At 49.7% G+C, this 25,302-nt stretch carries 25 protein-coding genes and 1 other annotated feature; of the genes, 24 read left to right on the top strand and 1 reads right to left on the bottom strand.

Going from position 1 to position 25,302, the window contains the following annotated elements:
• Nucleotides 1-21 precede the first annotated feature (21 nt).
• From AC3WRW_RS08280 to AC3WRW_RS08255, 6 genes are all read left to right on the top strand, one after another.
• A complete protein-coding gene (locus AC3WRW_RS08280; RefSeq protein WP_492545863.1) occupies nt 22-918 on the top strand; it encodes an RluA family pseudouridine synthase in 897 nt (298 codons plus the stop codon).
• A 111-nt stretch (nt 919-1,029) separates the two neighbouring features.
• Complete coding sequence (locus AC3WRW_RS08275) at nt 1,030-2,118, top strand: LysM peptidoglycan-binding domain-containing protein (RefSeq protein WP_492545862.1); 1,089 nt, start codon at nt 1,030-1,032, stop codon at nt 2,116-2,118.
• Nucleotides 2,119-2,651: 533 nt separating this feature from the next.
• Nucleotides 2,652-5,321: a valine--tRNA ligase gene (locus tag AC3WRW_RS08270; protein WP_492545861.1), complete on the top strand. Its 2,670-nt coding sequence runs from the start codon at nt 2,652-2,654 to the stop codon at nt 5,319-5,321.
• 61 nt (nt 5,322-5,382) lie between these two features.
• Nucleotides 5,383-6,768 carry a bifunctional folylpolyglutamate synthase/dihydrofolate synthase gene (locus tag AC3WRW_RS08265; RefSeq protein WP_492545860.1) on the top strand — a complete coding sequence of 462 codons (1,386 nt, stop codon included), beginning with the start codon at nt 5,383-5,385 and terminating at the stop codon, nt 6,766-6,768.
• A 7-nt stretch (nt 6,769-6,775) separates the two neighbouring features.
• On the top strand, nt 6,776-8,164 hold the full coding sequence (gene murC, locus AC3WRW_RS08260; protein WP_492545859.1) for a UDP-N-acetylmuramate--L-alanine ligase: 1,389 nt from the start codon (nt 6,776-6,778) through the stop codon (nt 8,162-8,164).
• A gap of 153 nt (nt 8,165-8,317) precedes the next feature.
• Nucleotides 8,318-9,673, top strand: a complete 1,356-nt coding sequence (locus tag AC3WRW_RS08255; RefSeq protein ID WP_492545858.1) for an SPOR domain-containing protein — start codon at nt 8,318-8,320, stop codon at nt 9,671-9,673.
• Nucleotides 9,674-9,734: 61 nt separating this feature from the next.
• Here AC3WRW_RS08255 and AC3WRW_RS08250 read toward each other — a convergent pair whose 3' ends face one another.
• A complete protein-coding gene (locus tag AC3WRW_RS08250) occupies nt 9,735-10,973 on the bottom strand; it encodes an N-acetylmuramoyl-L-alanine amidase (protein ID WP_492545857.1) in 1,239 nt (412 codons plus the stop codon).
• Nucleotides 10,974-11,119: 146 nt separating this feature from the next.
• Between AC3WRW_RS08250 and AC3WRW_RS08245 the strand changes: the two genes are divergently transcribed.
• From AC3WRW_RS08245 to obgE, 18 genes are all read left to right on the top strand, one after another.
• Nucleotides 11,120-11,362 carry a DUF4321 domain-containing protein gene (locus AC3WRW_RS08245; RefSeq protein WP_492545856.1) on the top strand — a complete coding sequence of 81 codons (243 nt, stop codon included), beginning with the start codon at nt 11,120-11,122 and terminating at the stop codon, nt 11,360-11,362.
• 52 nt (nt 11,363-11,414) lie between these two features.
• A complete protein-coding gene (locus AC3WRW_RS08240; RefSeq protein ID WP_492545855.1) occupies nt 11,415-12,023 on the top strand; it encodes a Maf family protein in 609 nt (202 codons plus the stop codon).
• A gap of 99 nt (nt 12,024-12,122) precedes the next feature.
• Nucleotides 12,123-12,575 carry an RrF2 family transcriptional regulator gene (locus tag AC3WRW_RS08235; RefSeq protein WP_492545854.1) on the top strand — a complete coding sequence of 151 codons (453 nt, stop codon included), beginning with the start codon at nt 12,123-12,125 and terminating at the stop codon, nt 12,573-12,575.
• Nucleotides 12,576-12,685: 110 nt separating this feature from the next.
• Nucleotides 12,686-13,375 (top strand): RadC family protein, encoded by a 690-nt coding sequence (radC, locus tag AC3WRW_RS08230; protein WP_492545853.1) that lies wholly within the window; start codon nt 12,686-12,688, stop codon nt 13,373-13,375.
• Nucleotides 13,376-13,410: 35 nt separating this feature from the next.
• A complete protein-coding gene (locus AC3WRW_RS08225) occupies nt 13,411-14,448 on the top strand; it encodes a rod shape-determining protein (protein ID WP_492545852.1) in 1,038 nt (345 codons plus the stop codon).
• 34 nt (nt 14,449-14,482) lie between these two features.
• Entirely contained in the window at nt 14,483-15,334 is an 852-nt protein-coding gene (mreC, locus tag AC3WRW_RS08220) for a rod shape-determining protein MreC (protein WP_492545851.1), read from the top strand.
• A gap of 13 nt (nt 15,335-15,347) precedes the next feature.
• Nucleotides 15,348-15,875, top strand: a complete 528-nt coding sequence (gene mreD, locus AC3WRW_RS08215) for a rod shape-determining protein MreD (protein ID WP_492545850.1) — start codon at nt 15,348-15,350, stop codon at nt 15,873-15,875.
• 72 nt (nt 15,876-15,947) lie between these two features.
• A complete protein-coding gene (gene minC / locus AC3WRW_RS08210; RefSeq protein ID WP_492545849.1) occupies nt 15,948-16,604 on the top strand; it encodes a septum site-determining protein MinC in 657 nt (218 codons plus the stop codon).
• Between the two features lie 38 nt (nt 16,605-16,642).
• Nucleotides 16,643-17,437, top strand: coding sequence for a septum site-determining protein MinD (gene minD / locus AC3WRW_RS08205; RefSeq protein ID WP_492545848.1), 795 nt, complete (start codon nt 16,643-16,645; stop codon nt 17,435-17,437).
• Nucleotides 17,438-17,444: 7 nt separating this feature from the next.
• Nucleotides 17,445-18,593 (top strand): FtsW/RodA/SpoVE family cell cycle protein, encoded by a 1,149-nt coding sequence (locus tag AC3WRW_RS08200; protein WP_492545847.1) that lies wholly within the window; start codon nt 17,445-17,447, stop codon nt 18,591-18,593.
• A gap of 186 nt (nt 18,594-18,779) precedes the next feature.
• The gene (locus tag AC3WRW_RS08195) at nt 18,780-19,676 is read left to right on the top strand and encodes a peptidoglycan DD-metalloendopeptidase family protein (RefSeq protein ID WP_492545846.1); all 897 of its coding nucleotides are present in this window, start codon (nt 18,780-18,782) and stop codon (nt 19,674-19,676) included.
• Nucleotides 19,669-20,544 (top strand): M50 family metallopeptidase, encoded by an 876-nt coding sequence (locus AC3WRW_RS08190; RefSeq protein WP_492545845.1) that lies wholly within the window; start codon nt 19,669-19,671, stop codon nt 20,542-20,544. The genes AC3WRW_RS08195 and AC3WRW_RS08190 overlap by 8 nt, the downstream gene beginning before the upstream one ends.
• Nucleotides 20,545-20,567: 23 nt before the next feature.
• On the top strand, nt 20,568-21,731 hold the full coding sequence (locus AC3WRW_RS08185) for an Rne/Rng family ribonuclease (RefSeq protein ID WP_492545844.1): 1,164 nt from the start codon (nt 20,568-20,570) through the stop codon (nt 21,729-21,731).
• A gap of 53 nt (nt 21,732-21,784) precedes the next feature.
• Nucleotides 21,785-21,875 (top strand) — a sequence feature (ribosomal protein L21 leader region).
• A 13-nt stretch (nt 21,876-21,888) separates the two neighbouring features.
• The gene (rplU, locus tag AC3WRW_RS08180; RefSeq protein WP_127455312.1) at nt 21,889-22,200 is read left to right on the top strand and encodes a 50S ribosomal protein L21; all 312 of its coding nucleotides are present in this window, start codon (nt 21,889-21,891) and stop codon (nt 22,198-22,200) included.
• A gap of 11 nt (nt 22,201-22,211) precedes the next feature.
• A complete protein-coding gene (locus tag AC3WRW_RS08175; RefSeq protein WP_492545843.1) occupies nt 22,212-22,565 on the top strand; it encodes a ribosomal-processing cysteine protease Prp in 354 nt (117 codons plus the stop codon).
• Nucleotides 22,566-22,569: 4 nt separating this feature from the next.
• Complete coding sequence (gene rpmA / locus AC3WRW_RS08170; RefSeq protein ID WP_127455314.1) at nt 22,570-22,881, top strand: 50S ribosomal protein L27; 312 nt, start codon at nt 22,570-22,572, stop codon at nt 22,879-22,881.
• Nucleotides 22,882-23,030: 149 nt separating this feature from the next.
• Nucleotides 23,031-23,825: a Spo0B domain-containing protein gene (locus tag AC3WRW_RS08165; RefSeq protein WP_492545842.1), complete on the top strand. Its 795-nt coding sequence runs from the start codon at nt 23,031-23,033 to the stop codon at nt 23,823-23,825.
• Between the two features lie 52 nt (nt 23,826-23,877).
• A complete protein-coding gene (gene obgE, locus AC3WRW_RS08160) occupies nt 23,878-25,179 on the top strand; it encodes a GTPase ObgE (RefSeq protein WP_492545841.1) in 1,302 nt (433 codons plus the stop codon).
• Nucleotides 25,180-25,302: the final 123 nt, after the last annotated feature.

The following is a 25,302-nucleotide window of genomic DNA, read 5'->3' as shown; positions in this document are numbered from 1 at the left end:
TTTTCATAGAGGGAGACGTTCATGACAGTGTGGAAGCGCAGCGGCGAATGGTTGGAGCTGCCCCTTCCGAATGCGGCATGGAAGCCATTGAAGCCAGGGGCCGTAGAAGAAATTGCAGCTTTGCTGCCTGTGCCGCGCAAATACTTTTTGCGCTTAGCGTCTCAGGGGCTTATTCGGGTACAAGACGACTTGGTAAGACTCCGGGTATTTCCGAATGAAGAGGGAGCTTTCAAGCCTGAACAGCATGATATTGAGATCCTCTTTGAAGATGATTTCTGTCTGGTCGTTAATAAACCGGCAGGGATGTCCGTTCATCCTTCGGAAGCGGGGCAAGGCGGTACGCTGGCTTCGGCTGTCGCTTTCCATTATCAATCGACAGGTCAAGCCTGTTCCGTGCGGCACATTCACCGTTTAGATCAAGATACGACAGGCGCTGTATTATATGCGAAAAATGAATGGGCCCATGTCCTGCTCGATGAAGCCATGCGAGATAAGCGGATTGACAGACGTTACGTAGCGATAGCGGAAGGCGTATTCAAAACGAAACAAGGGGTCATAGACGCTCCTATCGGCAAAGACCGTCACAATTCCGGCAAGCGCAGAGTGACTCCCGGCGGAGATCAAGCGGTGACGCACTACCGGGTACTCCGTCAACTGAAACATGCAGCGCTGGTAGAGTTGGAGCTGGAAACAGGCCGCACGCATCAGATTCGGGTCCATTTAAGCCACCTCGGCCATCCGCTTGCCGGAGATTCTCTATACGGCGGTTCTTCCCGTTTATTTCACCGCCAAGCCCTCCATGGGGAGAGGCTTACCTTCGAGCATCCGGTTACGCAAAAGATGATTGAAGTTCATGCGAGTATGCCGCTTGATTTGCAGCAATTGCTGGCCAAAGTCGAGGCTGCGGCAAAAATGTAGTCATGCCATGCTCTTCCCACCCATATACTTAGAAAGACAAACAAGTAAATGGTCCAACAATCCGAGAATGCCCTCCGGCATCCGGGGTTGATGGAAGGGAGGATTAATCCGGTGTCTGAACAACAACCAGGTCTAAGATTCGATATCTATGAGCGCGTTCACTTGCAAGAGAATATGGCGGGAATACAGGAATTGAACGATGTAGAGTTGTCTCCTCACATTCAGGTGCTTACTTTGGATGATCAAGCGATACTGAAAGGGAATTTGCTGTTGACAGGCAATTATGCCAGTGAAGAAGGGGGAACGCCCAGACTGCTTGAGCATTTGATTCCAGTCGAAATCACATTGCCTTTAAATCGCATTCATCGTGTGGAAGATATTCAAGTGGAGATCGAGAATTTCGACATTGATTTGCTTACCGCGAGAAGCTTGAATGTGACGGGCGTCCTGTCCCTGCAAGGCGTCGAGATCGTCTCTGCTCCGGTAGAGAGCTGGAAGGAAGAAGAGGAAGTTACGTTCGTGCATGAGGTCGACAGCCAACGCTTCGAGCCGCCTCCAGCGAATCCCGCACAGCCGGTTCAAGAGGCTCCGCCCAGTGAACCGACCCCTATGCCATATCCGGAGTTCGTTCCACAAGAGCCGCCAATGGTTCATATGATGCCAGAACCGATGCCGGTGAATGAAGCGCCTGTCTCCGAGCATTCTTCACAGCCGTCACCGCCGGCCATTGAGGAAGATGAGTATAGTGACGGCGGTTCGGCCATTGTCGAGATTGAACAAACCGAATTGAAGGTGACCCCCCATTCGGACAGCACGGTGGTTACGGAAGAGAAGAAGGATCTCAAGGTTGCGTTCGGTAAAAAGGCCAACGAGGCTGTGGACATCAACCCGTACGGCCTCAAATCGTTACTTTCAAAAGCGGGCTCTTACCTTACGGATAAGAGGCGGGCGGAGGAAGAAGCGCAGGCTGCGCTTGCGGAGGAGTCGCGGATCGATGCCGTCGAATGGAAACGGCTGTTTCTCCAGCAGACGAATTCGCAGGAATTCAGGAAGGTCAAGATGTGCATCGTCCAAAAGGAAGAAACGTTAGAGACGATTGCCAAGCGCTACCAGATCAACCCGCGCGAGCTGCAGCTTTTGAACCGGCTCGGGGATCAGGAGATTTCGGCAGGGCAGATTATTTATTTGCCAAGGCAATAAACCGGATACATACACAAGAGCCTCTGGCTGCTTTCGCGGCCAGGGGTTTTACTATTTTTGGCCGGAACATCTTGATTCGTGCAAGCATATTTTACACATAATCGGTAATACTGGAATGATATATTGACTCTATTTGAAATGTTCGTTATCATATGATGTAAACCATTTTGAGTAATACTGGAAACGTTGATAGGGAGTAGTAGGCGGAATGCCCTTCAGAGAGTGGAACTGCAGCGCTGAAAGGTTCCATAGGAAGCAACCGAACGAAGTCGCCCTGGAGTTGTGAATGTGATGGCAAGCGTCCGCTACTTGCGGAATAGCTGACTTAGCATTTGCCGGCCGCAGCCGTTATCTGTTTGAGAGCCACGCGCTTCATGCATGAAGCTGCGCGGAATAAAGGTGGTACCACGGAAGCAAGCCTTTCGTCCTTTGCGGGCGGAGGGCTTTTTTTGTTTGATTTGACCCGAAGCCAGCGCTTAATTACAGGCCCCTAAAGCCTATTTAACAGATATAACAGTGATGGAGGTAATCTTATGACCGAAGCGAATGAAATCAAAGAGCAACTGCAAATGCCTACCACGTACGATCCCAAAGAAGCGGAGCGGAAGTGGTATGACTACTGGATCAAGAATGACTTTTTCAAGGCGGGCAGCCGTCCGGATGCGGAAACTTACACCATTGTGATCCCGCCTCCTAACGTTACGGGCATGCTGCATATCGGGCATGCGCTTGATTTTACCCTTCAAGATATTCTAGTTCGTACGAAGCGGATGCAGGGCTTTGACACGCTTTGGCTGCCTGGTTCCGACCATGCGGGTATCGCTACGCAAACCAAAGTCGAGCAAAAGCTTCGTGAGGATGGTCAATCCCGCTATGATCTCGGCCGCGAAAAATTCCTTGAGAAAGTATGGGAATGGAAAGAGCATTATGCGAATACGATTCGCGAGCAATGGGCCAAAATGGGCTTTTCTTTGGACTATTCCCGTGAGCGTTTTACGCTGGATGAAGGGTTGTCGCAAGCGGTTCGTGAAGTTTTCGTAAGCTTGTATGAGAAAGGGCTTATTTACCGCGGCAACTATATTATTAACTGGGATCCTGCAGCCCGTACAGCGCTTTCAGATATTGAAGTTGAGTATAAAGAGGTTCAGGGTGCGCTTTACCACTTGTCCTACAAAACGACTGACGGATTGGATTCCATCGTTGTCGCTACTACGCGTCCTGAGACGATGCTTGGCGATACGGCCGTAGCTGTTCATCCGAAAGATGAGCGTTACCAGCATCTGATCGGCAAGAAATTGCTGCTTCCGATTGTCAACCGCGAGATTCCGGTTATTGCGGACGAGTATGTTGAGAAAGAGTTCGGAAGCGGCGCCGTCAAAATTACGCCTGCCCACGATCCGAACGACTTCGAAGTCGGCAAGCGCCATGATCTGCCGCAAATTCTGGTGATGGACGAAACCGGCACGATGAATGCGAATGCAGGCCCATACCAAGGCAAAGACCGGTTCGAATGCCGCAAGCAAATCGTTGCCGATCTGAAGGAACAAGGCGTTCTGATCAAAATCGAAGAGCACGTTCACCAAGTAGGTCACAGTGAGCGCAGCGGCGCCGTCATCGAGCCGTATCTGTCCACGCAGTGGTTTGTTAAAATGCAGCCGCTTGCCGATAAAGCGATTGAAGCTCAAAAATCAGGCAAAGGCGTAAACTTCGTTCCGGATCGCTTCGAGAAAACTTATTTGAACTGGATTGAAAATGTTCGCGATTGGTGCATTTCCCGTCAGCTATGGTGGGGCCATCGCATTCCGGCTTGGCATTGCGCGGATTGCGGTCATATCACCGTTTCCCGTGAGGACGCTTCCGCTTGTTCACACTGCCAAAGCACAAACCTGAAGCAAGACAACGACGTGCTCGATACTTGGTTCAGCTCTGCCCTATGGCCGTTCTCCACACTCGGCTGGCCGAATGAGACTGAGGACCTTAAACGCTACTACCCGACGAATGTTCTAGTAACGGGTTATGATATTATTTATTTCTGGGTTGCCCGAATGATTTTCACGGCTCTTGAATTTACGGAGCAAATTCCGTTCAAAGACGTGTTGATGCATGGTCTTGTACGCGACTCCGAAGGCCGTAAAATGTCCAAATCGCTTGGCAACGGCGTTGATCCGCTAGAGGTGATCGAAAAGTATGGCGCAGATGCTATGCGTTACATGATTTCCACGAGCAGCACGCCAGGGCAGGATCTCCGTTTCCGGTGGGAACGTGTGGAGCAAGCGCGGAATTTTGCCAACAAGATCTGGAATGCGTCCCGTTTTGCGCTTATGAACCTCGAAGGCGTTACGGCCGCGGACATTGATTTGACGGGTCAGCTGGGTACGGCAGACCGCTGGATTCTGCATCGTTTGAACGAAACGGTTCGCGACGTAACCCGCTTGATCGACAGCTATGAATTCGGCGAAACCGGCCGTTTGCTGTATAATTTCATTTGGGATGACCTCTGCGATTGGTACATTGAGTTCAGCAAATTGAGCTTATACGGTACGGATGCCGCTGCGAAGAAGAAGACGCAATCCGTCCTGGCCTATGTGCTTGATCGCACACAGCGTTTGATTCATCCGTTCATGCCGTTCATTTCCGAAGAAATCTGGCAGCATTTGCCGCATGAAGGCGAAACGATTACGCTTGCTTCTTGGCCAACCGAGAATGCGGCGTTCGAATCCCCGGATGCTGTTCGCGAGATGGAGCTGCTCATGGATGCCATCCGATCCGTTCGCAATATCCGCTCTGAAGTGAATGTGCCGATGAGTAAAAAGGTTGAGCTGCTGATCAAGCCGGCTAGCAGCGAAACGCAAAGCATTCTTCGTAAAAATGAAGAATACTTGAAGCGTTTCTGCAATACGTCCCTGCTGCAAATCGACGCCGAAATGGCTGCGCCGGAGAAAGCGATGACGTCGATCATTACCGGAGCAGAGCTGTTCTTGCCGCTGGCCGGGCTGATCGATATCGCCCAAGAGCTTGTGCGCTTGGACAAAGAGCTGCAAACTTTGCACGGCGAAGTCGAGCGTATTGAGAAAAAGCTGGGCAACGAGGGCTTCGTAGCCAAGGCGCCTGCGAAGGTCATTGAGGAAGAGAAGGCTAAACTTGCCGACTATGCGGATAAGCGGGACAAAGTGATTGCTCGATTAGCGGAATTAAAAGGATAATTGAAGGAAAACCAACGATTGCCTAGTTACGTATACAAGGTGATTCATATAGTAAATGAGGATGAGATCGATGAACGAATTCAAAGACAACCATCCGGCAGCTTTCCAAAGCGCGCAGGAAGCGATCGCCTGGATCGTTGGCCGGATGGAGAAACTCGGCATCAAACCGGGACTCCAGCGAATGCAGTTGATGATGGAAAAGCTTGGTCACCCCGAACGCAGATTGAAATTCATTCATGTAGCAGGGACGAACGGCAAAGGCTCCACGTGTGCCTATTTGTCTTCCGTCTTGCGGGCATGCGGCTATGATGTGGGGACGTTCACGTCCCCGTATTTGGAAAAGTATACGAACCGTATCCAAGTGAACGGCGAGGATATTCCGGATGACGATCTGCTTCGATTGGTGAATGACATGAAGCCGGTCATTGACGAGATTGCCGAGACAGAGCTAGGCTCCCCGTCGATGTTTGAAATTTCTACAGCTCTTGCCATTATGTATTTCGGCAAAGTGGCGTATCCCGATTATGTGGTATGGGAAACGGGCTTGGGGGGAAGGCTGGATAGCACGAATATCGTGAATCCGGTCGTGACCGTCATTACCAATGTAGGCCATGACCATATGGACATTCTTGGAGACACGATCGAAAAAGTAGCCGCAGAGAAGGCCGGTATTATTAAAGCGGGCGTGCCCATTATTACGGCAGCTCAGCCGCATGAAGGCTGGAGCGTAATCGAGCAGACGGCCCGGGCGAAGAAAGCGACGCTTTACACGCTTGGCGATCAATTCGATTACGCGAATGTGACCAGTGAGCTGGATCTTCAAACTTTTGATTTCAAAGGCCCGTTCCGGCCTATCCCGGGCGTGCCGATTTCGCTCAATGGCGAGCATCAGCTGAAGAATGCCGCCGTGGCGGTGATGACGTTGGAAGTGCTGCGTCAATATTATGCCTGCATCGTGGACGACGAAGACCTGTATAAGGGGCTGAAAGAGACCCGTTGGCCGGGCCGTCTCGAGATGATTTCGAACGAGCCCCGCATTTTGCTTGATGGCGCGCATAACCCGGAAGGAGCCGCGACACTTGCCGCTGCGCTCCAAACCGTATACAGCTACCGAAAGCTGAATCTGATGATGGGAATGCTTTCGACAAAGAATCATACGGGCTACCTCAGGCATATACTACCATTGGTGGATACACTTATTATTACGGAACCCGATTTTCATAAAAAAGGGGATGCCTCTATGCTCGCAGAGCTTGCACGTGAGCTTCTTCACGATATGAACCGTGAGGTCGATATCGTGGTTGAGCGCGATTGGAAGCGGGCATTAGAACTCCTTACAAGCAGAACTGAGCAGGATGATCTGGCGGTCGTATCCGGCACGCTGTATTTAATCTCTGATGTTCGTTCTTGGATTACCTATCAAACCGATTCTGAAAAAGGATGGTGAGAACGGCGTGAGTCAAGCTGAACACGTACATTTTATAGGCATCGGCGGATACGGCATGAGCGCAATTGCCAAAGTCATGCTTGAAATGGGATACCGGATTTCCGGTTCCGATCTGGCACACCAAGAGTTAACGGAAAAGCTAAAGGCGAAGGGCGCGCAAGTTTACATCGGGCATGAAGCCCGCAATGTTTCGGGTGCTGATTTGGTTGTTTACTCGACAGCCTTATCCAAAGATAATGTGGAGATGCAAGCGGCGGAAGAATTGAATATTCCTGTTATTCACCGCTCCCAGATGCTCGCCAGACTGATGAATGAACGCAAAGGAATCGCGGTTGCGGGCGCTCACGGCAAAACGACGACCTCTTCGATGATTGCTCTGGTTATGGAGATTTGCGGTATCGATCCGACCTATATTATAGGCGGCGAAATCATGAATGTGGGCAGCAACGCCAAAGCAGGCAAAGGCGATTTCGTTGTGGCGGAAGCCGATGAGAGCGATGGAACATTCCTTCAATATCACCCAACGCTTGCCTTAGTGAATAATATCGAAGCGGATCACTTGGAGAACTATAACGGTGATTTCGAGAATTTAAAGAAAGCTTACAAGCAGTTCCTCAGTCAAGTGAGACCCGGAGGAAAAGCGATTGTTTGTCAAGACGATATGTTCTTGCGTGAGATGATTCCGTCTATTCAAAGCGAAGTCATTACGTATGGAATTGATAATGATGCTGACTATATGGCCAGCGATATTTCCTTAGGCGACCGCAAGGTTACGTTTAACGTCCATTGCAAAGGTGCGCTGCTTGGGGAAGTCAGCTTGTCCGTACCAGGTAAGCACAATGTATATAATGCGTTAGCTACGTTGATCACATGTTTGGAAGCTGGACTGCCTTTTGAGCAGATTGCCGAGGCCATTCAAGAGTTTCGCGGTGCGAAGCGCAGATTTCAAGTGCTTGGGGAAGTGGAAAACATTTTGGTCATTGATGACTACGCGCATCATCCGACTGAAATTCAAGCGACGATTTCCGCTGCCAAAGCAACAGGCAAACGGATCGTTGCCGTCTTCCAACCGCAACGCTATACGCGAACCTATTATTTATTCGAGCAGTTCAGCCGTTCTTTCGAGGAGGCTGACGAGGTTATTATTACCGATATTTATTCTCCCGCTGGCGAGAAGCGAATTGAGGGCGTAGATTCAGCCAAGCTGGTTGAATTGATTAAGAGCAACAGCAATCCGAGTGTGCAGCATATTGCCACAAGGGATGAAGTTCAAGGCTACTTAATCGACCATGTGCAGCCGGGGGATCTGGTATTGACCATGGGCGCGGGAGATATTTGGAAAGCGGCTGACGGCTTAGCCAAATCACTTCGCAAGAAATACGAAACGAACGGTTAGAGAAAAGATCGCTGGAAGCCAATTGGCTGGAGGCGGTCTTTTTTTGCGTGACCGAACATATTTCAACTCTCTCAATCATAATCTAGTAACAGAAGATTTGGACAAGATGACGGCAGGACCGTTTCCAAATACATTTTACGAGGAGTGAAGAGAATGAGTAAAGCAAGAATTACGTATCGTTTCGACGCCAAAGAGCCTGCAGAACCTAACCGCAAAGCCTCGCGAGTGCCGGTTTCCGAAGAGAAGGTAATCCCACTCTATCAGGAAGAGTTCAAAGTAGTAGCGAATGAGACGAAAGACGTCCGCAAATCCGAAGAGATTTCCTCCTATCATCAAGCTGAGAGAGAGCAGGTAGAGAGTTTATTTGAACCGCATGCGCTAAATACGTTTACGACGGATTTTGGCGGCTGGAGCAGCCAGATTGAGACGGAAGGCGAGCGGGTCGAGCGAATTATCCGCGAATCCCAGTCTGTCCGGGAGGAGCAGAGAGGCAGAGAAGTTCCTGTTGAAAGCCAGGAGCAGGAGCCGATTACGGAGCGAAATCGCGACGAATGGTCAAGCTGGACGCAGAGAGGCCCCTATGTAGAGCCGGAAACAGGCGCCAGATATGCGAAGTCTAGCGGTGCGCCTTGGATTCGCATTGCCACTTCGGTAGCCGGAGCTGTCGTGACGGGGATCGCTTTCGGATTTTTTGTCCTCTCTATGTTTTCATCGACCGATCGTACCGCAACAGAGGCCGTACAGGGCAAAAATACAATAGCCGTGCCTTCGGCTAATGTCCAGGCAGCTGTTCCATCGAAAACGCCGGTCGGAGCCGCCAAAACGGGCACAGATCAAGCATCCGCGCTGCCGGCGACGGCCGCTGCCGTGACCGCGGTTCAAATTCCCGCTAAATCCTACACGATCCTGCAAAATGGCGTTTTCAGTTCCTTGCAGGGAGCCCAAGCCATCCAGGATACGCTGAAAAAGAAAGGCTTGGCGTCCGCCCTGGATACCTCAGATAAGCCCACGGTATTCGTAGGATTTGCGAAGAATAAGGATGATGCCAATACCCTTCGACAACAAGTACAAACCGTGGATAAATCGATAGAAGTGTATATCAAAAGCTTGGATATTCCGGCTGCATCGGGTATCCGTTGGGGCGGTCAAAAGCCGGAGGCGGTTCCTTCTTTTCTGGCAGAAGGAGATAAGCTGGTGAATGCCATTAATGAAATGGCCGTTATTCATCTTGCGGAAACGAAGCCGACGGCGCTTTCGGACAGCTCCTTGCAAGCCATTCACACCTCCCATCAGTCCCTGACAACATTGTCCGCGTCACTCAATGAAGGCTTAAACGATGACGCCAAGCCGATTGTTCAGAAGATGACTTCCGCACTGAACAGCGCCGTGCAGTCCATGGATGAGTACAAGAAAAGCCCGTCCGCAGCGATGCTGTGGCAAGCTCAAACATCCATGATGCAGTACATTTTTGCACAGAAAGAACTGCTCAAGAAAATCAGCGTATCGTAACTAAAAAAATCAGCGTATCCGCCAGAGCTTTAAGATAAGCCTCTGAAAGATACGCTGCTTTTTATTTTGCGTAATAACGATCCAACAAGGCAGCAATCTCTGCGCGTGTCATCGTTTGCTCTGGTTTGAACGAAGTATCGGTGATTCCGTTAATAATGCCTTTTTGTTTCAGGGCATAGATCGCTTTCGCGCTCCACAATTCTGCGGGTACGTCGTCGAACGATACCTTAGGAGCGGCGGATTGCCCCGTGCTTTTTGCAGTCATTTGGATAAGCCGGTCGAAGAGATAGGCGACTTCTCCGCGCGTAATCGGCTGCTCGGGGCGAATCGTCCCATCGGCATAGCCTTGAAGCAGATTCAATTTCTGGGCTTTGGCAAAAACAGGACTTGCCCAGTAGGAAGGGGACAGGTCTTTGTACGTTTGATCGGCCGTCTGGCAGGCATAAACCGCAGAGGTTACGGTTCCGCTTGGCGCACAAGCCGCCTCCAGCGTGCTGAATGAAAATACCCGGTCCATCAAGGTAAGGAATTCGGCTCTTTTCAAAGCGCGTTCCGGCTCATACCGATTGGCGATGCCGTCAATAATTCCTTTGTTCTTCATGCGAAGAATCGCCTCTCTTGCCCAATGCCCAAGGGAATCTGTAAACAGAGGCGGCGTATAGGCGGCGATCCCGTTTGCGATTCCCAGTGCCATTTTGGATCGCACCGCATCGTTCGCAAGCAGTGCAGCATCGCTGGATTGGCTTAAAAAAGCAGTTTCCACAAGAATGCTCGGAATGCTTCCCATTCTGGCAACATAAACCGCACTTGGCACTAGTCCTAAGTTCTTGGTGCCGGCAGCGGAGACTAGCGCATCCAAGACGTGCTGCGCCAGATCTTTGCTGTAAGGCGTCAACTGCTTCATTTTCTCGCTGGCGGGATAATCTTCTTGGGGGTACGCGTTGTCGTAGTAAAGCACCATGCTTCCATTGGTTGTGCCGTTCGGGTGCGAATTGGCATGGATGGAAACGAATAAATCCGCTTGCAGGGCATCCGTGAAGTCAACGCGCTGCGCGAGTGACCAGTAGGTGTCATCCGTTCGTGTCATGACGACCTCGTAGCCCCGGTTGGTCAGCTCGTCCCGGAGCTTCCGGGTGATATCGAGATTGACATCTTTTTCTCGTAAACCGTTAACTCCAATGGCACCGGGATCGCTCCCGCCATGTCCGGGGTCAAGTACAATTTTGTAGGCGAAGGCTTGATAGGGAAACGCTATCGTAAGTATAAAAGTGAGCAGGACAAGTTTTTTAAGTAATGTCATTGTTGAAGTACCTCCGATAAACTATCTTACTAGGATCAGCTCAGGTTGTAAGCAGGTAACAATCGCCATTCGGCTACTTTTTTCATGGAAAAAAATAGTTCGTACCCGTATAATAGGGCTTGTACATAGAAGAGAGGATGACAGCGATGAAGAAAGGCACCTTTACATTAGTCATATTTCTAATTATCGGCTTGATAACCGGGATTATTGTAGGCCAATTGCTGGCTTCTGTGCCTGCCTTGTCTTTCTTGACCAAATCGGTCTCTATCACTTGGGAGCCCAAGGCAGATTTGCAAGTTGTGAAATATGAACTGAATCTTCTGGTGAGACTAAACTTATGCAGTATTCTTGGATTAGTGGGGGCCTTCCTCCTATATCGCAAGCTATAGTCGGCATTGAACCATTTTATCGTAAATTATGGAAAGCTAGGAGATGTTTCTTTTGAGTAAATCCCTTAACCCGGAACAAAGACTTATTCTTGCTTCTTCCTCGCCGCGGAGGCAGGAGCTGATTCAATCGCTCGGACTACCCTATATCATTCGGGTGAGCGACGCGGATGAGACCGTAGAAGGAAAAATAACGCCTTCCGAGCTGGTGGAAGTTTTATCCGTACGCAAAGCGTCGACGGTTCGGGACATGCTGGAGCCCGGCGAAAAGCACGGAATTATTGTTGGCTCTGACACCGTCGTCGTGCTTCAAGATGAGGTTCTGGGCAAACCGGCAGATGAAGAGGATTCCTTCCGCATGCTGAAAGCTCTGCAGGGCACAACGCATCAAGTATACAGCGGGGTTGCCTGTATCGATGCCCAAACAGGGAAGCACGTCGTCTCGCACAGCGTGACCCATGTGAAGATGAAATCCATGTCAGATGCCCAAATTCGCCGCTATATTGCGACTGGAGAGCCTAAGGATAAAGCGGGCTCTTATGCGATTCAAGGAATCGGGGCGACCATCGTGGAATCGATTGCTGGCGACTATTTTACCGTTGTAGGGTTACCGCTTTCCTTGCTGAGCGATTTGCTGCTGAACTTTGACATCCAAGTCTTGTAATCTTTCGTTTTCCCGACGTTCACACATTGACTGTGTAATCTGTAACGGTTACAATGACAGTAAGCGACACGACTTCGCATTCTTCAGGGAGGATTGGCCATGAACAGCGAATTTACGATAGCCGTCCACAGTCTCGTATTTCTTGCTAATTTGCCTGATCGTATGGCAACCAGCGAAGAAATTGCTGCGAATGTATCCACGCATTCCGCCCGTATCCGCAAAGTTATGGGCTTTCTGCGCAAAGCCGGTTACGTTTCAACGAAAGAAGGCATCGGAGGCGGATTCATTTTCTGCCGCAATCCGGATGATGTGACTCTCGGTGAAATTTACCGCTTGACCTGTCACGGCTCTTTAAAGCCAAGTTGGTGCTCCGGCGATGAGAAAAACAAGAATTGTATGATTTCATCCAAAATGGATAAGCTGATGGGAAATGTTTTCGCTGACGCAGAAAAGCAGATGGAATTATACTTCGATGGCTACACCATCGGCAGTATGCTGGAACGAATCAAAGCGTTCGGATGTCCGCAATCGAATAATGAGCAGTTGTCCTAGAAGCCCTCGGATCTTAACCATCCGGGGGTTTTGTGTCGTTTTAAGAGGCTTGTGGGTATGAATGGGATGGGGATAAGTAACACAACCTACAGAAGGAAAGAGGGGAATTGATGGAAGTCACGAGTTTATTGCTGCGCGAAGTGCCGCTTGAGGAAAGACCTAGAGAGCGAATGCTCGAATATGGAGCGGGGGCCTTGAGCAATGCCGAGCTGTTGGCGATTATTCTTCGAACGGGGACGGTTTCGGAGTCTGCGGTTCGTCTGGCCAGCCGCATTCTTAGCGAATCCGGAGGATTGCGCAGTCTTGTAGATATGAGCAAAGATCAATTAACGCAAATTAAGGGCATCGGTGATGCAAAGGCTTTGCAAATTATGGCCGGTATTGAGCTCGGGCGCAGAATTGCCAAAAGCAAATTCTCGGAGCGTGTGACCATTCGTTCCCCGAAGGATATCGCCAATTTGCTAAGCGAAGAACTTCGTTATTTACAGAAGGAGCATTTCGTTTGTTTATTTTTGAATACGAAGAACCACGTGCTTGCGCAAGAAACTCTCTCCATGGGCAGCTTAAACGCATCCATTGTCCATCCCCGCGAAGTATTCCGCGCAGCCATTAAAAGAAGCAGCGCCTCCATTATCTGCGTACATAATCATCCTAGCGGAGACCCCACGCCAAGCCCGGAGGATATACAGCTAACCCATCGGTTAGTGGAAGCCGGAACAATAATTGGTATTGAAGTGTTGGATCATGTTATCATAGGTGATCAGAGATTCATAAGTTTGAAGGAAGAAGGCTTTATGTAATATAATAGGTTGGCAATAGGAAAGGAGTAACTGCCATGTTTGGAGGCTTTACGAAAGATCTAGGAATCGATTTAGGTACAGCGAATACACTGGTTTATGTAAAAGGCAGAGGAATAATCGTTAGAGAACCGTCGGTGGTTGCTCTACGTACGGATACGAAAACAATCGAGGCTGTCGGAGACGCAGCAAAAAAAATGATCGGCCGCACGCCGGGCAATATTCGTGCGATTCGCCCCATGAAGGACGGTGTCATTGCTGATTTCGAAACGACGTCAACGATGATTCGCTACTTCTTGAGACAAGCTCAGAAACAGCGTTGGTTATTCCAACGGCACCCGAATGTTATGGTTTGCGTGCCATCCGGCATCACCGCCGTTGAGAAGCGGGCGGTCGAAGACGCAACGAAACAGGCTGGCGCGCGTGAAGCGTACACGATTGAGGAGCCGTTTGCCGCAGCAATCGGGGCCGATCTCCCGGTGTGGGAACCGACCGGAAGCATGGTTGTGGATATCGGCGGCGGAACCACCGAGGTTGCGGTTATCTCGCTTGGAGGGATCGTAACGAGCCGCTCCATCCGTATCGCCGGCGATGAAATGGACGATGCCATTATTCAATACATTAAACGTACATACAATTTGATGATTGGGGAACGTACGTCGGAGACGCTCAAGATGGAAATCGGCTCCGCGCTGCCGATGGAAAAGCCGGAAACGCTCGAAATCCGCGGACGCGACCTAGTTTCCGGATTGCCGAAAACGATGAGCGTAACGTCCGATGAAATTACGGAATCGCTGACGGATACGGTTAATGCGATCGTTGACGCTGTGAAGGTTACGCTCGAGAAGTGTCCGCCTGAATTATCAGCGGATATTATGGACCGCGGGATTGTGTTGACCGGCGGAGGCGGCTTGCTGCGCAATTTGGACCGTTTGCTTGCCAGGGAAACCGGCATGCCTGTCCTTGTTGCAGAGAATCCGCTCGACTGTGTGGCGATTGGCACAGGCCGCGCCTTGGAAAACATTCATTTATTCAAAAGCAAGTCAGGATCAAGTTCGCGATATAAGAAGCGTTAATATTGGTTAGAAGGTGCTCAATTTGTTCAAATTCATGGGAAACAAGAGGCTGATATTCCTGATGTTCGGTCTAGTCTGCTTCTTTATATTAATGGGATTAACACTGGGGAACCGGGCACCGATGACATGGCCGGAGAAATTTGTCAAAGACTCGGTATCGTGGACGCAAGGACTCTTCTACAAGCCCGCTGCGCAGGTAGCGGGTTTCTTCGAAGATATCCGGCAGCTAAGAGTCATTTATGAAGAAAATAAGACCCTGAAGATGACTCTTACACAGTATGCGCGGGATACGCAGCGTCTGAATGAGTTGGAATCGCAGAATAAGCGGTTGATGGAATCGCTAGGCTTCACAGAGCGACAGCGCCAGGCTAACGTGTATACGTACCGGATTGCTGAAGTCGTTACCATCGATCCGGATCCGTACAACAGCACGGTTACGATTAATCTGGGCGACAAGGACGGCATCAAAGAGAATATGGCCGTCATGACCGTTGACGGATTGGTGGGCAGAGTGAGCAAAGTGTTCGGCTTCCATTCGAATGTGCAGCTGCTGACGGAAATTACGGATTCCGACAACAACTCCAAGGCGATTGCGGTCACCGTTAAGGGCAATGAGAATCAGCCATTCGGGATGATCGAATCCTTCGATTCCAAGACCGGAGAGCTTGTAATGAACAAGGTGGAGCACGCCGATGATATGAAAGTCGGAGATACGATTATTACATCAGGCTTGGGACAAGTATTTCCAAAGGGGATTGAAGTAGGGACAATCGCTTCCATCGGACCGGGGGAGTTCGGGATTACCTATAAGGTTATGGTGAAGCCTAAAGCATCGTTTAACCGTATCCGCGAAGTATTTGTGGTCGAAGTTCCGGAAGTGAAGTGAGGTGAGCCGTTACGTGACTAAACATTTGCTGTGGCTCATTTTATTTGGTTTGTTTATTCTGCAAGGTACCATTGTGCCATGGCTGCTCCCCGCCTCATGGCAGGGCAGCGTGCATGTTACTCCCCATTTTACGCTGGTTTTTATTTTGTTCATCGGTCTTTTTCATCATCGGCATTCGGCACTTATTTATGGGCTTATATTCGGTTTGTTGCACGATTTTAACTATTATGGGGCGATGCTCGGCGTCTATTCCTTCGGGATGGGACTGACTGGCTATTTGGCCGGATTGGCGCAGCGCAGACAGCCGAACCTGATTTTTTATAATTTGCTCATTACCGGGGTCGGCTTGCTCTTGTTTGAGCTCATCAATTATGGCATTAACCGCTTGTTTAAGCTCATTGACATTGATTTGAATTTTGCTCTCACCCATTACATGCTCCCAAGCGTTCTGTTTAATCTGCTTTTCGCCTTGGTTTGCTATGTCCCTATTCGCAAGCTGCTTGAAGGAAAACGGAGCGTGCCTGCGAACAGTGAAGATTAATTTTCCAGGCGGTTTGCAGGAGAATCTACGACATGAGCCGAAATGTATAGGTTGGGAGGTCGTCATTCAATTATGTCTGTAGCTAAGCACCACGTGATGATAAAAGGGGTCAAAGATGGCCTCGTATTTTTACTAAACGACGCATGCGAGTGGCAAGATTTGCTGAAAGAGCTGCAGCATAAGCTGGAGAAGACGCATCAGCAAATACTGACCGGACCGATTGTTCATGTGCACGTTAAATTAGGCAGCAGAGAAGCAACCGAGGAGCAGAAAGAAGAAATCAGAGCTGTCATCAAGCAAAAAGGCAATCTGCTTATTCAATCGATTGAAAGCGAGCCCCGGAAGGAAGCTGCCGTAGAACCTGCCGCCAAAATGTCCACACTTAAAGGTATGATTCGATCGGGACAAACCCTCCATCATGAGGGCGATTTACTATATTTAGGCGATGTTAATCCAGGCGGAACGATTACTTCCACCGGGAACATTTATATTATGGGCTCACTTCGCGGAATGGCGCATGCGGGGATCGATGGCGATGATAAAGCGATCATTGCCGCATCTCATATGCGTCCTACTCAATTGCGGATCGCCGGGATTATTAGCCGTTCACCCGACGAGTGGGGAATTGATGAGGCTTTTATGGAATTTGCTTATGTGAAAGATGGTAAAATGGAAATCGATAAGCTTCATCAGCTTCATCGGATTTGGCCTGATTCGAATTTTAAATGATAGCTTTTTATAGAAATTAGCTCATGGGGTGAGAACAAATGGGAGAAGCAATCGTTGTTACTTCGGGAAAAGGCGGCGTTGGTAAAACCACGACTTCAGCAAATCTTGGAACAGCATTGGCACTTTTAGGGAAAAAAGTATGCATGGTGGACACCGACATTGGCTTGCGCAATTTGGATGTCGTCATGGGACTCGAAAATCGGATCATCTATGACCTTGTGGATGTCGCGGAAGGACGCTGCCGTTTGCCGCAGGCCTTAATCAAAGATAAACGCTTCGAAGAGCTGTATCTCTTGCCGGCTGCACAGACGAAGGACAAGCATGCGGTATCGCCGGACCAAGTGAGAGATATTGTGCTTGAGCTCAAAAAAGATTTCGAATTCGTCATTATTGACTGTCCGGCCGGCATCGAGCAAGGCTTCAGGAACGCGGTGGCCGGCGCAGACAAAGCCATCGTTGTAACAACCCCGGAAAACGCCGCTGTACGTGATGCCGACCGCATTATCGGATTGCTGGAGAACGAGAAAATCTCCTCGCCAAAGCTGATTATTAACCGTATTCGTCCGGTGATGATGAAAAAAGGCGAGATGCTGGATATCGACGAAATCTGCTCGGTACTCGCTATCGATTTGTTAGGCATCGTTCCCGATGATGAGCATGTCATTAAGGCGGCCAACGCAGGCGAGCCTACCGTTATGAACCCGTCTTCCCGCGCGGCGATTGCTTATCGCAACGTGGCGCGCCGCATCTTGGGAGACACGGTGCCGCTCATGCAGCTCGAAGATAAAACAGGCTGGGTCAAACGTATGAAAAAGTTTATCGGAATAGGATGATCGTGCTGTGCTTGCGAAACTGAAAAACATCGATATTCCTATTGTTCTCATCTTGTTTGCCTTCATGGTCATCTCCACGATGACGGTTTACAGCGCATCCGTGGATCACCCGTCGATTGTTATCTCGATTACCAAAATTCTTATTCTATATGCCGTCGGCTTGATTTCTTTTCTAGCCTGCAGTCTTTTTGATTACCGTGTACTCATACGGATTGCTCCTTTTTTGTACGGGATCGGTATCGTATCTTTGGTTGCCGTTTATTTTTTCGGTAAAAAAATTCACGGCGCGCGCGGCTGGTTTGAGCTTCCGGGAGGGTTGACGTTCCAGCCAGCCGAGCTGGTGAAGCTGATTCTGATTATTTGCATAACAGCACTGCTGGCCAAGCGTGGCGGCGAGCTGCTGCAAATCAAAAACGATTTGATCCCCGTATGCGCGGCGGTGCTGCTGCCGTTCATCCTCGTTCTGATTCAGCCGGACTTAGGGAATGCGATCATTTTCGTCATTATCCTGCTCGGCATGCTTTGGATCGGCAATATCAAATACACGCATGTTTTGTTGAGCGTCGTTGTTTTCGCAGGGTTAGGTTTCCTGCTCCTCACCCTGTATAAGACGTTTCACACTAGTTTGTACGATGCGCTCAAAGGCTTCGGATTCAGCCACTGGATGGATCGGATCGACACGTACTTGTATCCCCAAGACGTGACGGAAGACGATAGTTATCAAGTGAAAAATGCGATCAGAGCCATCGGGTCTGGGGGGCTGGAAGGGGAGGGCTACCTGCAGGGAACCTCAGTCCACAGCAACTTCATTCCTTTTGCCTATTCGGATTCCATCTTTGTCGTGGTGGGGGAAGAATTCGGCTTCAGGGGCTCGGCTGTTCTGCTGCTTATTTATTTCTTGCTCATCTACCGCATGATTCTGATTTCCATCCAAAGCACTCAAATAAGCGGAGCTTATATCGTGGTTGGCGTCGTTTCCATGTTCGTCTTTCAAATTTTTGAAAATGTAGGCATGATGATCGGCATTATGCCGTTAACGGGGATTACGCTGCCTTTTGTTAGCTATGGAGGAACTTCCCTGATGATTAACATGCTTTCGCTTGGCCTGGTCATGAGCGTTAAGCTGCATCAGGAACGCGAACCGGAATTGTTTTGACAATTGAAAACAAGCAAGCCTCTGGCCATTGGCCGGCGGGCTTTTTTTTCATTTGGACAGAAGAGATTCCATGCGGGTTTGTCACATAATCTTGTCCTTCTTCTCATAGGCTGTACTATGCGAGATTTGCAGGTACGCCGACAGGCAGATTGCTTTCCGGACGGAAAACATGTGGGAGGGGCTGTCATGGAAGTCAAAGATAAAGTGAAACAACGGCGGTTGGAACGGCTTCGGAACTTGCGCGAGGCAGCGGACAATTCCAGCCTGAGCGGAAGTCCGGCGAGAGCAAGCCGGCTCATGGAACATGGCGCGCCATCGAGACAACAGCCGGAGCTGCCGCTCTATGTGGATGCAGATTGGAAAAGGCGCATGGAGGAGGATCCCGAGTACGCCTGGCGGCAGAAATTATTGATGGATAAGACGCTAAATGGCAGCGTGGATCCAGCGGATGGGGAGCGAGGGCTGTTTGCGCCTCCTTCGCCGCGTAAAATAACGGTCAAGCTATTGATTAGCTGCGTCATATTTGCCGCGCTGTACGCTATGTTTCAGATCAATCAGCCGTGGGCAAACAAAGGGAAACAGTTCGTTGCGGCTTCGCTCACTCAGTCGTATGATTTCACGGCGCTCTCCGCTTGGTATACCAATCAGTTCGGGGGCTCTCCGTCGTTTATTCCAAGCTTTAACCGGGATGGGGATGAAGCCGTTAAAGTGAGCACCTCGAAGCGCACGATGTTTGTCCCTGTTAAAGGAAGCATCCTCAAACCGTTCGATGGGACTAACCAGCTTGGCGTTACGCTGAATACTGCGGAATTTGCGCCGGTCTATGCGCTTGATACAGGACAAGTCGTTTTCTCCGGCATGACGCCTGAAACCGGGATAACGGTAATCATACGCCATCCGGGAGGGCTGCAATCGTTATACGGCGGTTTAAGCGAGGCAAGCGTGGAGGCGGGAGACTGGATGAAAGTGGGTGAACCTATCGGCAAGGCATCCAAGAAAGATCCGGCAAAAGGCACGATCTATGTTGCTTTTACGAGAGATGGCCGCCCTGTCAACCCAACGGATGTGATTTCCTTTGATTAAATTGTTCGGAACAACCTATCGGTTTCATCCGTTATTTACGCTCGTTTTGATCGGCTCTGCCTTGACAGGTTACTTTTTGGAGGCTATCACCTTATTTGGCATCGTACTCGTTCACGAGCTCGGTCACTTGGCTGCAGCAAGTGGCTTTGGCTGGCGGGTTAAAGAAGTGCAGCTGCTCCCCTTTGGCGGCGTGCTCGTTGTGGACGAGCTCGGCAGCGTACCGACCTGGGAAGAGCTCGTTGTTGCGCTAGCAGGCCCGATGCAGCATGTATGGCTGATCCTATTGGCTCTTTTGATGAAGTGGGTGGGCGCAGGATCAAGCAACTGGTGGGATTACTTTATCGAAGCGAATGTGATGATCGGGCTGTTCAATCTGCTTCCTGTCATGCCGCTGGATGGCGGCAAAGTGATGCAGTCTCTGCTCGGGTACCTGTTGTCTTACCATAATACGATTTTGTACACCGTGTGGATTTCCATGTTTTTAAGTCTGGGAATCATCGTCATGGCGATTATCCAGTTAATGAATGGGCAATTGCCGTTGAATATTCTGGTGATCGGCATCTTCTTGCTGGTGTCCAATTGGTACGCTTACCGGCAGCTGCCGTATCATTTTTTTCGCTTTCTTATCAGTCGCGGGAGCCGGGTGAGCCGGCTGTTAAGCCGCGGAACGTTAGCGCAGCCGATCGTCATAACGAAGCAGCGGACGATGGCGGATACCTTGAAGCTTTTTATGCGGGAAAAATATCATTTAATCTATATTGTCAACGAAACGGGACGTATTCAAGCCATTGTGCCTGAGCAGCAATTGGTGAGCGGTTATTTAGATGGAAAAAAACCGGGGAGTGCAGTTTCCGATCTTTTCATGTAAAATAACTGTTGAGGTGAACGTGTATGAAGCAACTTATAATTCACTGCGCACCGGAACTTACACAAGCGGCTTTGCTGGAAGAGGGTCGCCTTGTTGAGTATGATTCGCAGTATCCGCTTGATTCCCAAAGAGCAGGCAGCATCTACATGGGTCGCATCGTCAATGTACTTCCCGGCATGCAAGCAGCATTCGTCGATATTGGACTTGCGAAGAATGCCTTTCTTTATATAGACGATCTCCTCCCTGTCCATTTGGACAAGCAACCGAAAATTAAACCCTCCATAACGGAACTTGCCGAAGTGGGGCAGACGCTAATGGTGCAGGTGTCGAAGGATCCTCAAGGCACCAAAGGCGCCAGAGTAACAACACACGTTTCTATCCCTGGCCGCTGGATTGTGTACATGCCAGGCGCCGATTACATTGCAATCTCCCGAAAAATCGATTTGGAAGCCGAAAGACAGCGCCTTAAGCAGTTGGCAGAGGGCAATTTACTTCCGGGTGAAGGCGTTATCCTGCGCACAGGCTCGCTCGGCCAGAGCGAAGAAGCGATCCGTGACGATTTGCAAAACTTGCGGGATCTGTGGCAAACCATCCAATCTAAAGCCCATGGGGCAGAGGCGCCCGAGCAGCTTTATCAAGATCTTGATCTTTTGCCGCGGCTAGCCCGAGATGTGATTACTTCGGATGTGAATGAAGTTTGGCTCAATGATGCCAAAGTATTTGAAGAAATGAGGCAATTGCTTCGCAAGCAGCACCCAAGCTGGCGGGGGCGAATCGCTTTCTACGACAGGAAAATTCCTCTGTTTGATCAATTTGGCGTAACGGATCAACTGAATCTGAGCTTTAGGCGCAAGATTTGGCTGCCGAGCGGGGGATATTTGATTATCGATCAAACCGAAGCGCTCACGGTTATTGATGTGAACACAGGCAGATATACCGGTTCCATTGATCTGGAACAGACGGTTACGGATATTAATCGAGAAGCGGCAAGTGAAATTCCGCGACTTTTGCGTCTTCGGAACATAAGAGGCATTATTATCGTTGATTTTATCGATATGACTTCAGAGACAAACCGCGCCGCGGTCATGGAAAATATCACGCAGGCTGTGCGTAAAGATCGTTCCAAAACGATTATCGTTGGCTGGACGAGACTGGGCTTGCTGGAGATGACACGAAAACGCAAATAAAACATTGCATATCACAATATTTCTGTGATATACTACTCGGAGTGTGTTGTTTAAGCATGCTGTAACCGCGCGAAACGGGTTCAAGCACGGCATTGGATATTCATCCGCGGCCGTCACCTGGACAAGGCGAGTCTGAGACATGAGGAGGTCATGAAAAATGTACGCAATTATTGAAACTGGTGGTAAACAGTACAAAGTTCAAGAGGGCGATGTTCTTTACATCGAAAAATTGAACGCAGCTGAAGGTGAAGTTGTTTCTTTTGATCGTGTGCTTATGGTATCCAAAGAGAGCGGCGTAGTTGTAGGTGCTCCATTGGTATCCGGTGCTGCAGTTTCCGCGAAAGTGGAGAAACACGGCAAAGGCGCGAAAGTTATCGTGTATAAGTACAAACCGAAAAAGAACTACCACAAAAAGCAAGGTCATCGTCAACCATACACAAGAGTTGTAGTTGAGAAAATCCAAGCGTAAGAGGCGGCCTTATGATCTACGTGACCATAAAGCGTCTAGTACCGGATTCACCTCAAATTGTATCTTTTGTAGTGGAAGGCCATGCTGAATATGACGTACCTGGCAAAGACCTAGTCTGCGCTGCAGTATCGGCGGTTACGTTCGGTACATATAATTCGATTGAATCGCTAACGGGTGTCATTCCCATTCACGAGATGGAGCGGGGCTTTATGGATATTACGATACCAGATAGCGCTCGTGCTGTACCGGAGAATTGGAATAAAGTCCAGGTGATTCTGGAATCGATGTTCGTCATGCTACAAACCATTGCAGAAAATTACGGTGACTATATAACGATTAAAACAATCTATCACAAAGGAGGATAACATCATGTTGAAATTGGATCTCCAGTTTTTCGCTTCCAAGAAGGGTGTAGGTTCCACAAAGAACGGACGTGACTCGCACTCTAAGCGCCTTGGCGCAAAACGTGCTGACGGTCAAACCGTTACTGCGGGAAGCATTCTCTATCGCCAACGCGGTACGAAAATTCACCCAGGAACGAACGTGGGCATCGGTTCGGACGATACACTTTTCGCTTTAGTACCAGGCGTAGTGAAATTCGAGCGTTTAGGCCGCGATCGCAAAAAAGTGAGTGTATACCCAGTTGATGTAGCTCCTGTGGCTGCAGCTCTAGAAGCGTAATGAGAATCCCTGGCGAGCGATAAGCCCGTCAGGGATTTTTTCCTAATAAGAAGCAAACCTCTAAACGCGGTCGATCATTTCCGAATGGCCAAGGGCAGAGGTTTTCTCATTTGTTTGGTGACGTTTGCAAGATAGCCATGCTATACTTGATGGACGGTTACAAAGCGGGAGAACGGAGCGGACATGGGATGAAACGAGTGGTCAGCGCGCAAGTTTATTTATTGGCACTTGTGCTCATTGGATTAACGGGGATGATGTTTCTTGAACCCTGGATCGTCAGGGCGGCAATGCTCCTAGTCATCGTCATTTGCGGCTATGCAGCTTTCAAACTGCAAGTAAGCGGCGTTGAAGAGAGACGGAACCATGAGCTTCGGGAACAGGAAGATCTGGCTCAGAGAAATTTAATTCAGGTGATCAATCGGTTGCGTCACGATTGGATGAACGATACCCAAATATTATTTGGCTATATTCAGCTGAAGAAGTTTGATAATTTACAGCCTTATATGGAAAAAATAAAAATGAATATGCAGCAGGAAAGCAATCTTTCCAAGCTGGGTATCCCTTCGTTAATTGCTTATTTGCTCATATTCCGGGTTCAGTCGAAGTCTTTGGAGCTCGAAGTTGCGTTAGATGAAGAAATTAACTTGGGACAACTTCCTCTGAGCGGCGGTCTGATTGAAAAGTTGGTAAGGCAAACGGTTGAATGCGTGCAAATGCATGCGGCAGCGGGTGAGAATGAAAGCGGCAAGCTAAGCTTGGAATTCGCGCTTCAAGACGATGGCCTGCTGTTGGATTTCGTCTATCAAGGTCCCTATCACAAAGAACGGCTTGAGAAAGCAGTTGAGGAAAGTATGGGCTTTCAGGCGGGGTCCTATTCAATCGAACATAGCGATTGGCAAGACGGAGAAGCGGTTATTACAATAAGGCTGCCGTTTCTTTTATAATAGAGAGGTCTTGGATTGAAGACCAAAGTCTTATCTTAGTTGAGGTGTTGAAATGTTTGTAGATAAAGCGAAAGTGTTTGTAAAAGGCGGCGACGGCGGCGATGGATTAGTGGCGTTCCGGCGCGAGAAATACGTACCGGAGGGCGGTCCAGCCGGAGGTGACGGAGGCAATGGCGGCGATGTGATTTTCCGAGTCGACGAGGGTTTGCGTACACTGATGGATTTCCGCTATCAGAAGCATTTTAAGGCGGATCGCGGCGAGAAGGGCCGCAACAAGTCGATGCATGGCGCTAACGCGGAAGACATGATTGTTCGCATTCCGCCGGGCACGACGGTTATCGACGATGATACGCAAGAAATCATCGCAGATTTAACGCGGCACGGCCAGGAAGTTGTTGTTGCCAAGGGTGGCCGCGGCGGCCGGGGCAACACACGATTCGTGACGCAGCGCATTACGGCTCCGGAGATTGCCGAGAACGGCGAGGAAGGCGTTGAGCGCTGGGTTGTGCTGGAGATGAAGGTCATGGCAGACGTCGGCCTTGTCGGTTTCCCCAGCGTGGGGAAATCCACGCTGCTGTCGGTTGTTTCCGCTGCTAAGCCGAAAATTGCCGCGTATCACTTCACAACCCTTACCCCGAACCTCGGGGTTGTGGATGTCGGCGACGGCCGCAGCTTCGTAATGGCGGACCTTCCCGGTTTGATTGAAGGCGCCCATGAGGGCGTGGGGCTCGGCCATGAATTTCTGCGCCATGTGGAACGGACGCGAGTTATCGTGCACGTAGTCGACATGTCTGCGGCAGACGGGCGCGATCCTTATCAAGATTTCCTCATGATCAACGAGGAGATTAAGCTTTATAATGCTAAGCTGGAGCAGCGTCCGCAAATCGTTGTCGCCAATAAAATGGACATGCCGGAGTCCGAGGATAATCTTGCCTTATTCAAGGAACAGCTTGCTGCCGATGGCAAAGAGCTTGAAGTGTATCCGATCTCGGCGTTAACGCGCGGCGGCGTGCAGGAGCTTCTCTACAAGATATCCGACATTGTAGAGAGCATCCCGCAAGCGCCTGAAGTAGAGGGCGTAGCTGAGAAAGAAGAGCGCAAAGTATACCGCTTCGAGAAACAAGAAGAGAATGATTACACGATTCGCCGGGTAAACGATACGTTTGTCATCGAGAGTCCTTCGATTGAGAAGTTGATCAAACGGACGAATTTCAGCACACCGGATGCCGTCGCGCGATTCGCTCGCATTTTGCGCAACATGGGAATCGATCAAGATCTGCGCAACCGTGGCGCTGTTCATGGGCAGACGATTCAAATCGGCGATTTTGATTTTGAGTTTGACGAGAAGGGCTAGTTGAAACGCTCATCCTTAGGGATGGGTGTTTTTTTTGTCCAAAAAGGGAGAGGGAGTGATATTAATGTCATATAACTTGACATATAAACTGGAAAGTATTACGATTTCGGTATGATGTTCAGT

The sequence above is a fragment of the Paenibacillus sp. FW126-R14 genome, assembly GCF_058789495.1.
This window is presented reverse-complemented; position numbering and strand designations above follow the sequence as displayed.

Bases quoted from the DNA above. Each gene is read 5' to 3' on its own strand.
- AC3WRW_RS08245 (WP_492545856.1), top strand. From the start codon at position 11,120: ATGAAGAAAGGCACCTTTACATTAGTCATATTTCTAATTATCGGCTTG.
- obgE (WP_492545841.1), top strand. From the start codon at position 23,878: ATGTTTGTAGATAAAGCGAAAGTGTTTGTAAAAGGCGGCGACGGCGGC.
- rpmA (WP_127455314.1), top strand. From the start codon at position 22,570: ATGTTGAAATTGGATCTCCAGTTTTTCGCTTCCAAGAAGGGTGTAGGT.
- AC3WRW_RS08235 (WP_492545854.1), top strand. From the start codon at position 12,123: ATGAACAGCGAATTTACGATAGCCGTCCACAGTCTCGTATTTCTTGCT.
- AC3WRW_RS08270 (WP_492545861.1), top strand. From the start codon at position 2,652: ATGACCGAAGCGAATGAAATCAAAGAGCAACTGCAAATGCCTACCACG.
- minC (WP_492545849.1), top strand. From the start codon at position 15,948: ATGTCTGTAGCTAAGCACCACGTGATGATAAAAGGGGTCAAAGATGGC.
- AC3WRW_RS08165 (WP_492545842.1), top strand. From the start codon at position 23,031: ATGGACGGTTACAAAGCGGGAGAACGGAGCGGACATGGGATGAAACGA.
- mreC (WP_492545851.1), top strand. From the start codon at position 14,483: ATGGGAAACAAGAGGCTGATATTCCTGATGTTCGGTCTAGTCTGCTTC.
- AC3WRW_RS08175 (WP_492545843.1), top strand. From the start codon at position 22,212: ATGATCTACGTGACCATAAAGCGTCTAGTACCGGATTCACCTCAAATT.
- radC (WP_492545853.1), top strand. From the start codon at position 12,686: ATGGAAGTCACGAGTTTATTGCTGCGCGAAGTGCCGCTTGAGGAAAGA.
- minD (WP_492545848.1), top strand. From the start codon at position 16,643: ATGGGAGAAGCAATCGTTGTTACTTCGGGAAAAGGCGGCGTTGGTAAA.
- AC3WRW_RS08255 (WP_492545858.1), top strand. From the start codon at position 8,318: ATGAGTAAAGCAAGAATTACGTATCGTTTCGACGCCAAAGAGCCTGCA.
- AC3WRW_RS08185 (WP_492545844.1), top strand. From the start codon at position 20,568: ATGAAGCAACTTATAATTCACTGCGCACCGGAACTTACACAAGCGGCT.
- AC3WRW_RS08250 (WP_492545857.1), bottom strand. From the start codon at position 10,973: ATGACATTACTTAAAAAACTTGTCCTGCTCACTTTTATACTTACGATA.
- AC3WRW_RS08280 (WP_492545863.1), top strand. From the start codon at position 22: ATGACAGTGTGGAAGCGCAGCGGCGAATGGTTGGAGCTGCCCCTTCCG.
- AC3WRW_RS08195 (WP_492545846.1), top strand. From the start codon at position 18,780: ATGGAAGTCAAAGATAAAGTGAAACAACGGCGGTTGGAACGGCTTCGG.
- rplU (WP_127455312.1), top strand. From the start codon at position 21,889: ATGTACGCAATTATTGAAACTGGTGGTAAACAGTACAAAGTTCAAGAG.
- AC3WRW_RS08265 (WP_492545860.1), top strand. From the start codon at position 5,383: ATGAGATCGATGAACGAATTCAAAGACAACCATCCGGCAGCTTTCCAA.
- AC3WRW_RS08225 (WP_492545852.1), top strand. From the start codon at position 13,411: ATGTTTGGAGGCTTTACGAAAGATCTAGGAATCGATTTAGGTACAGCG.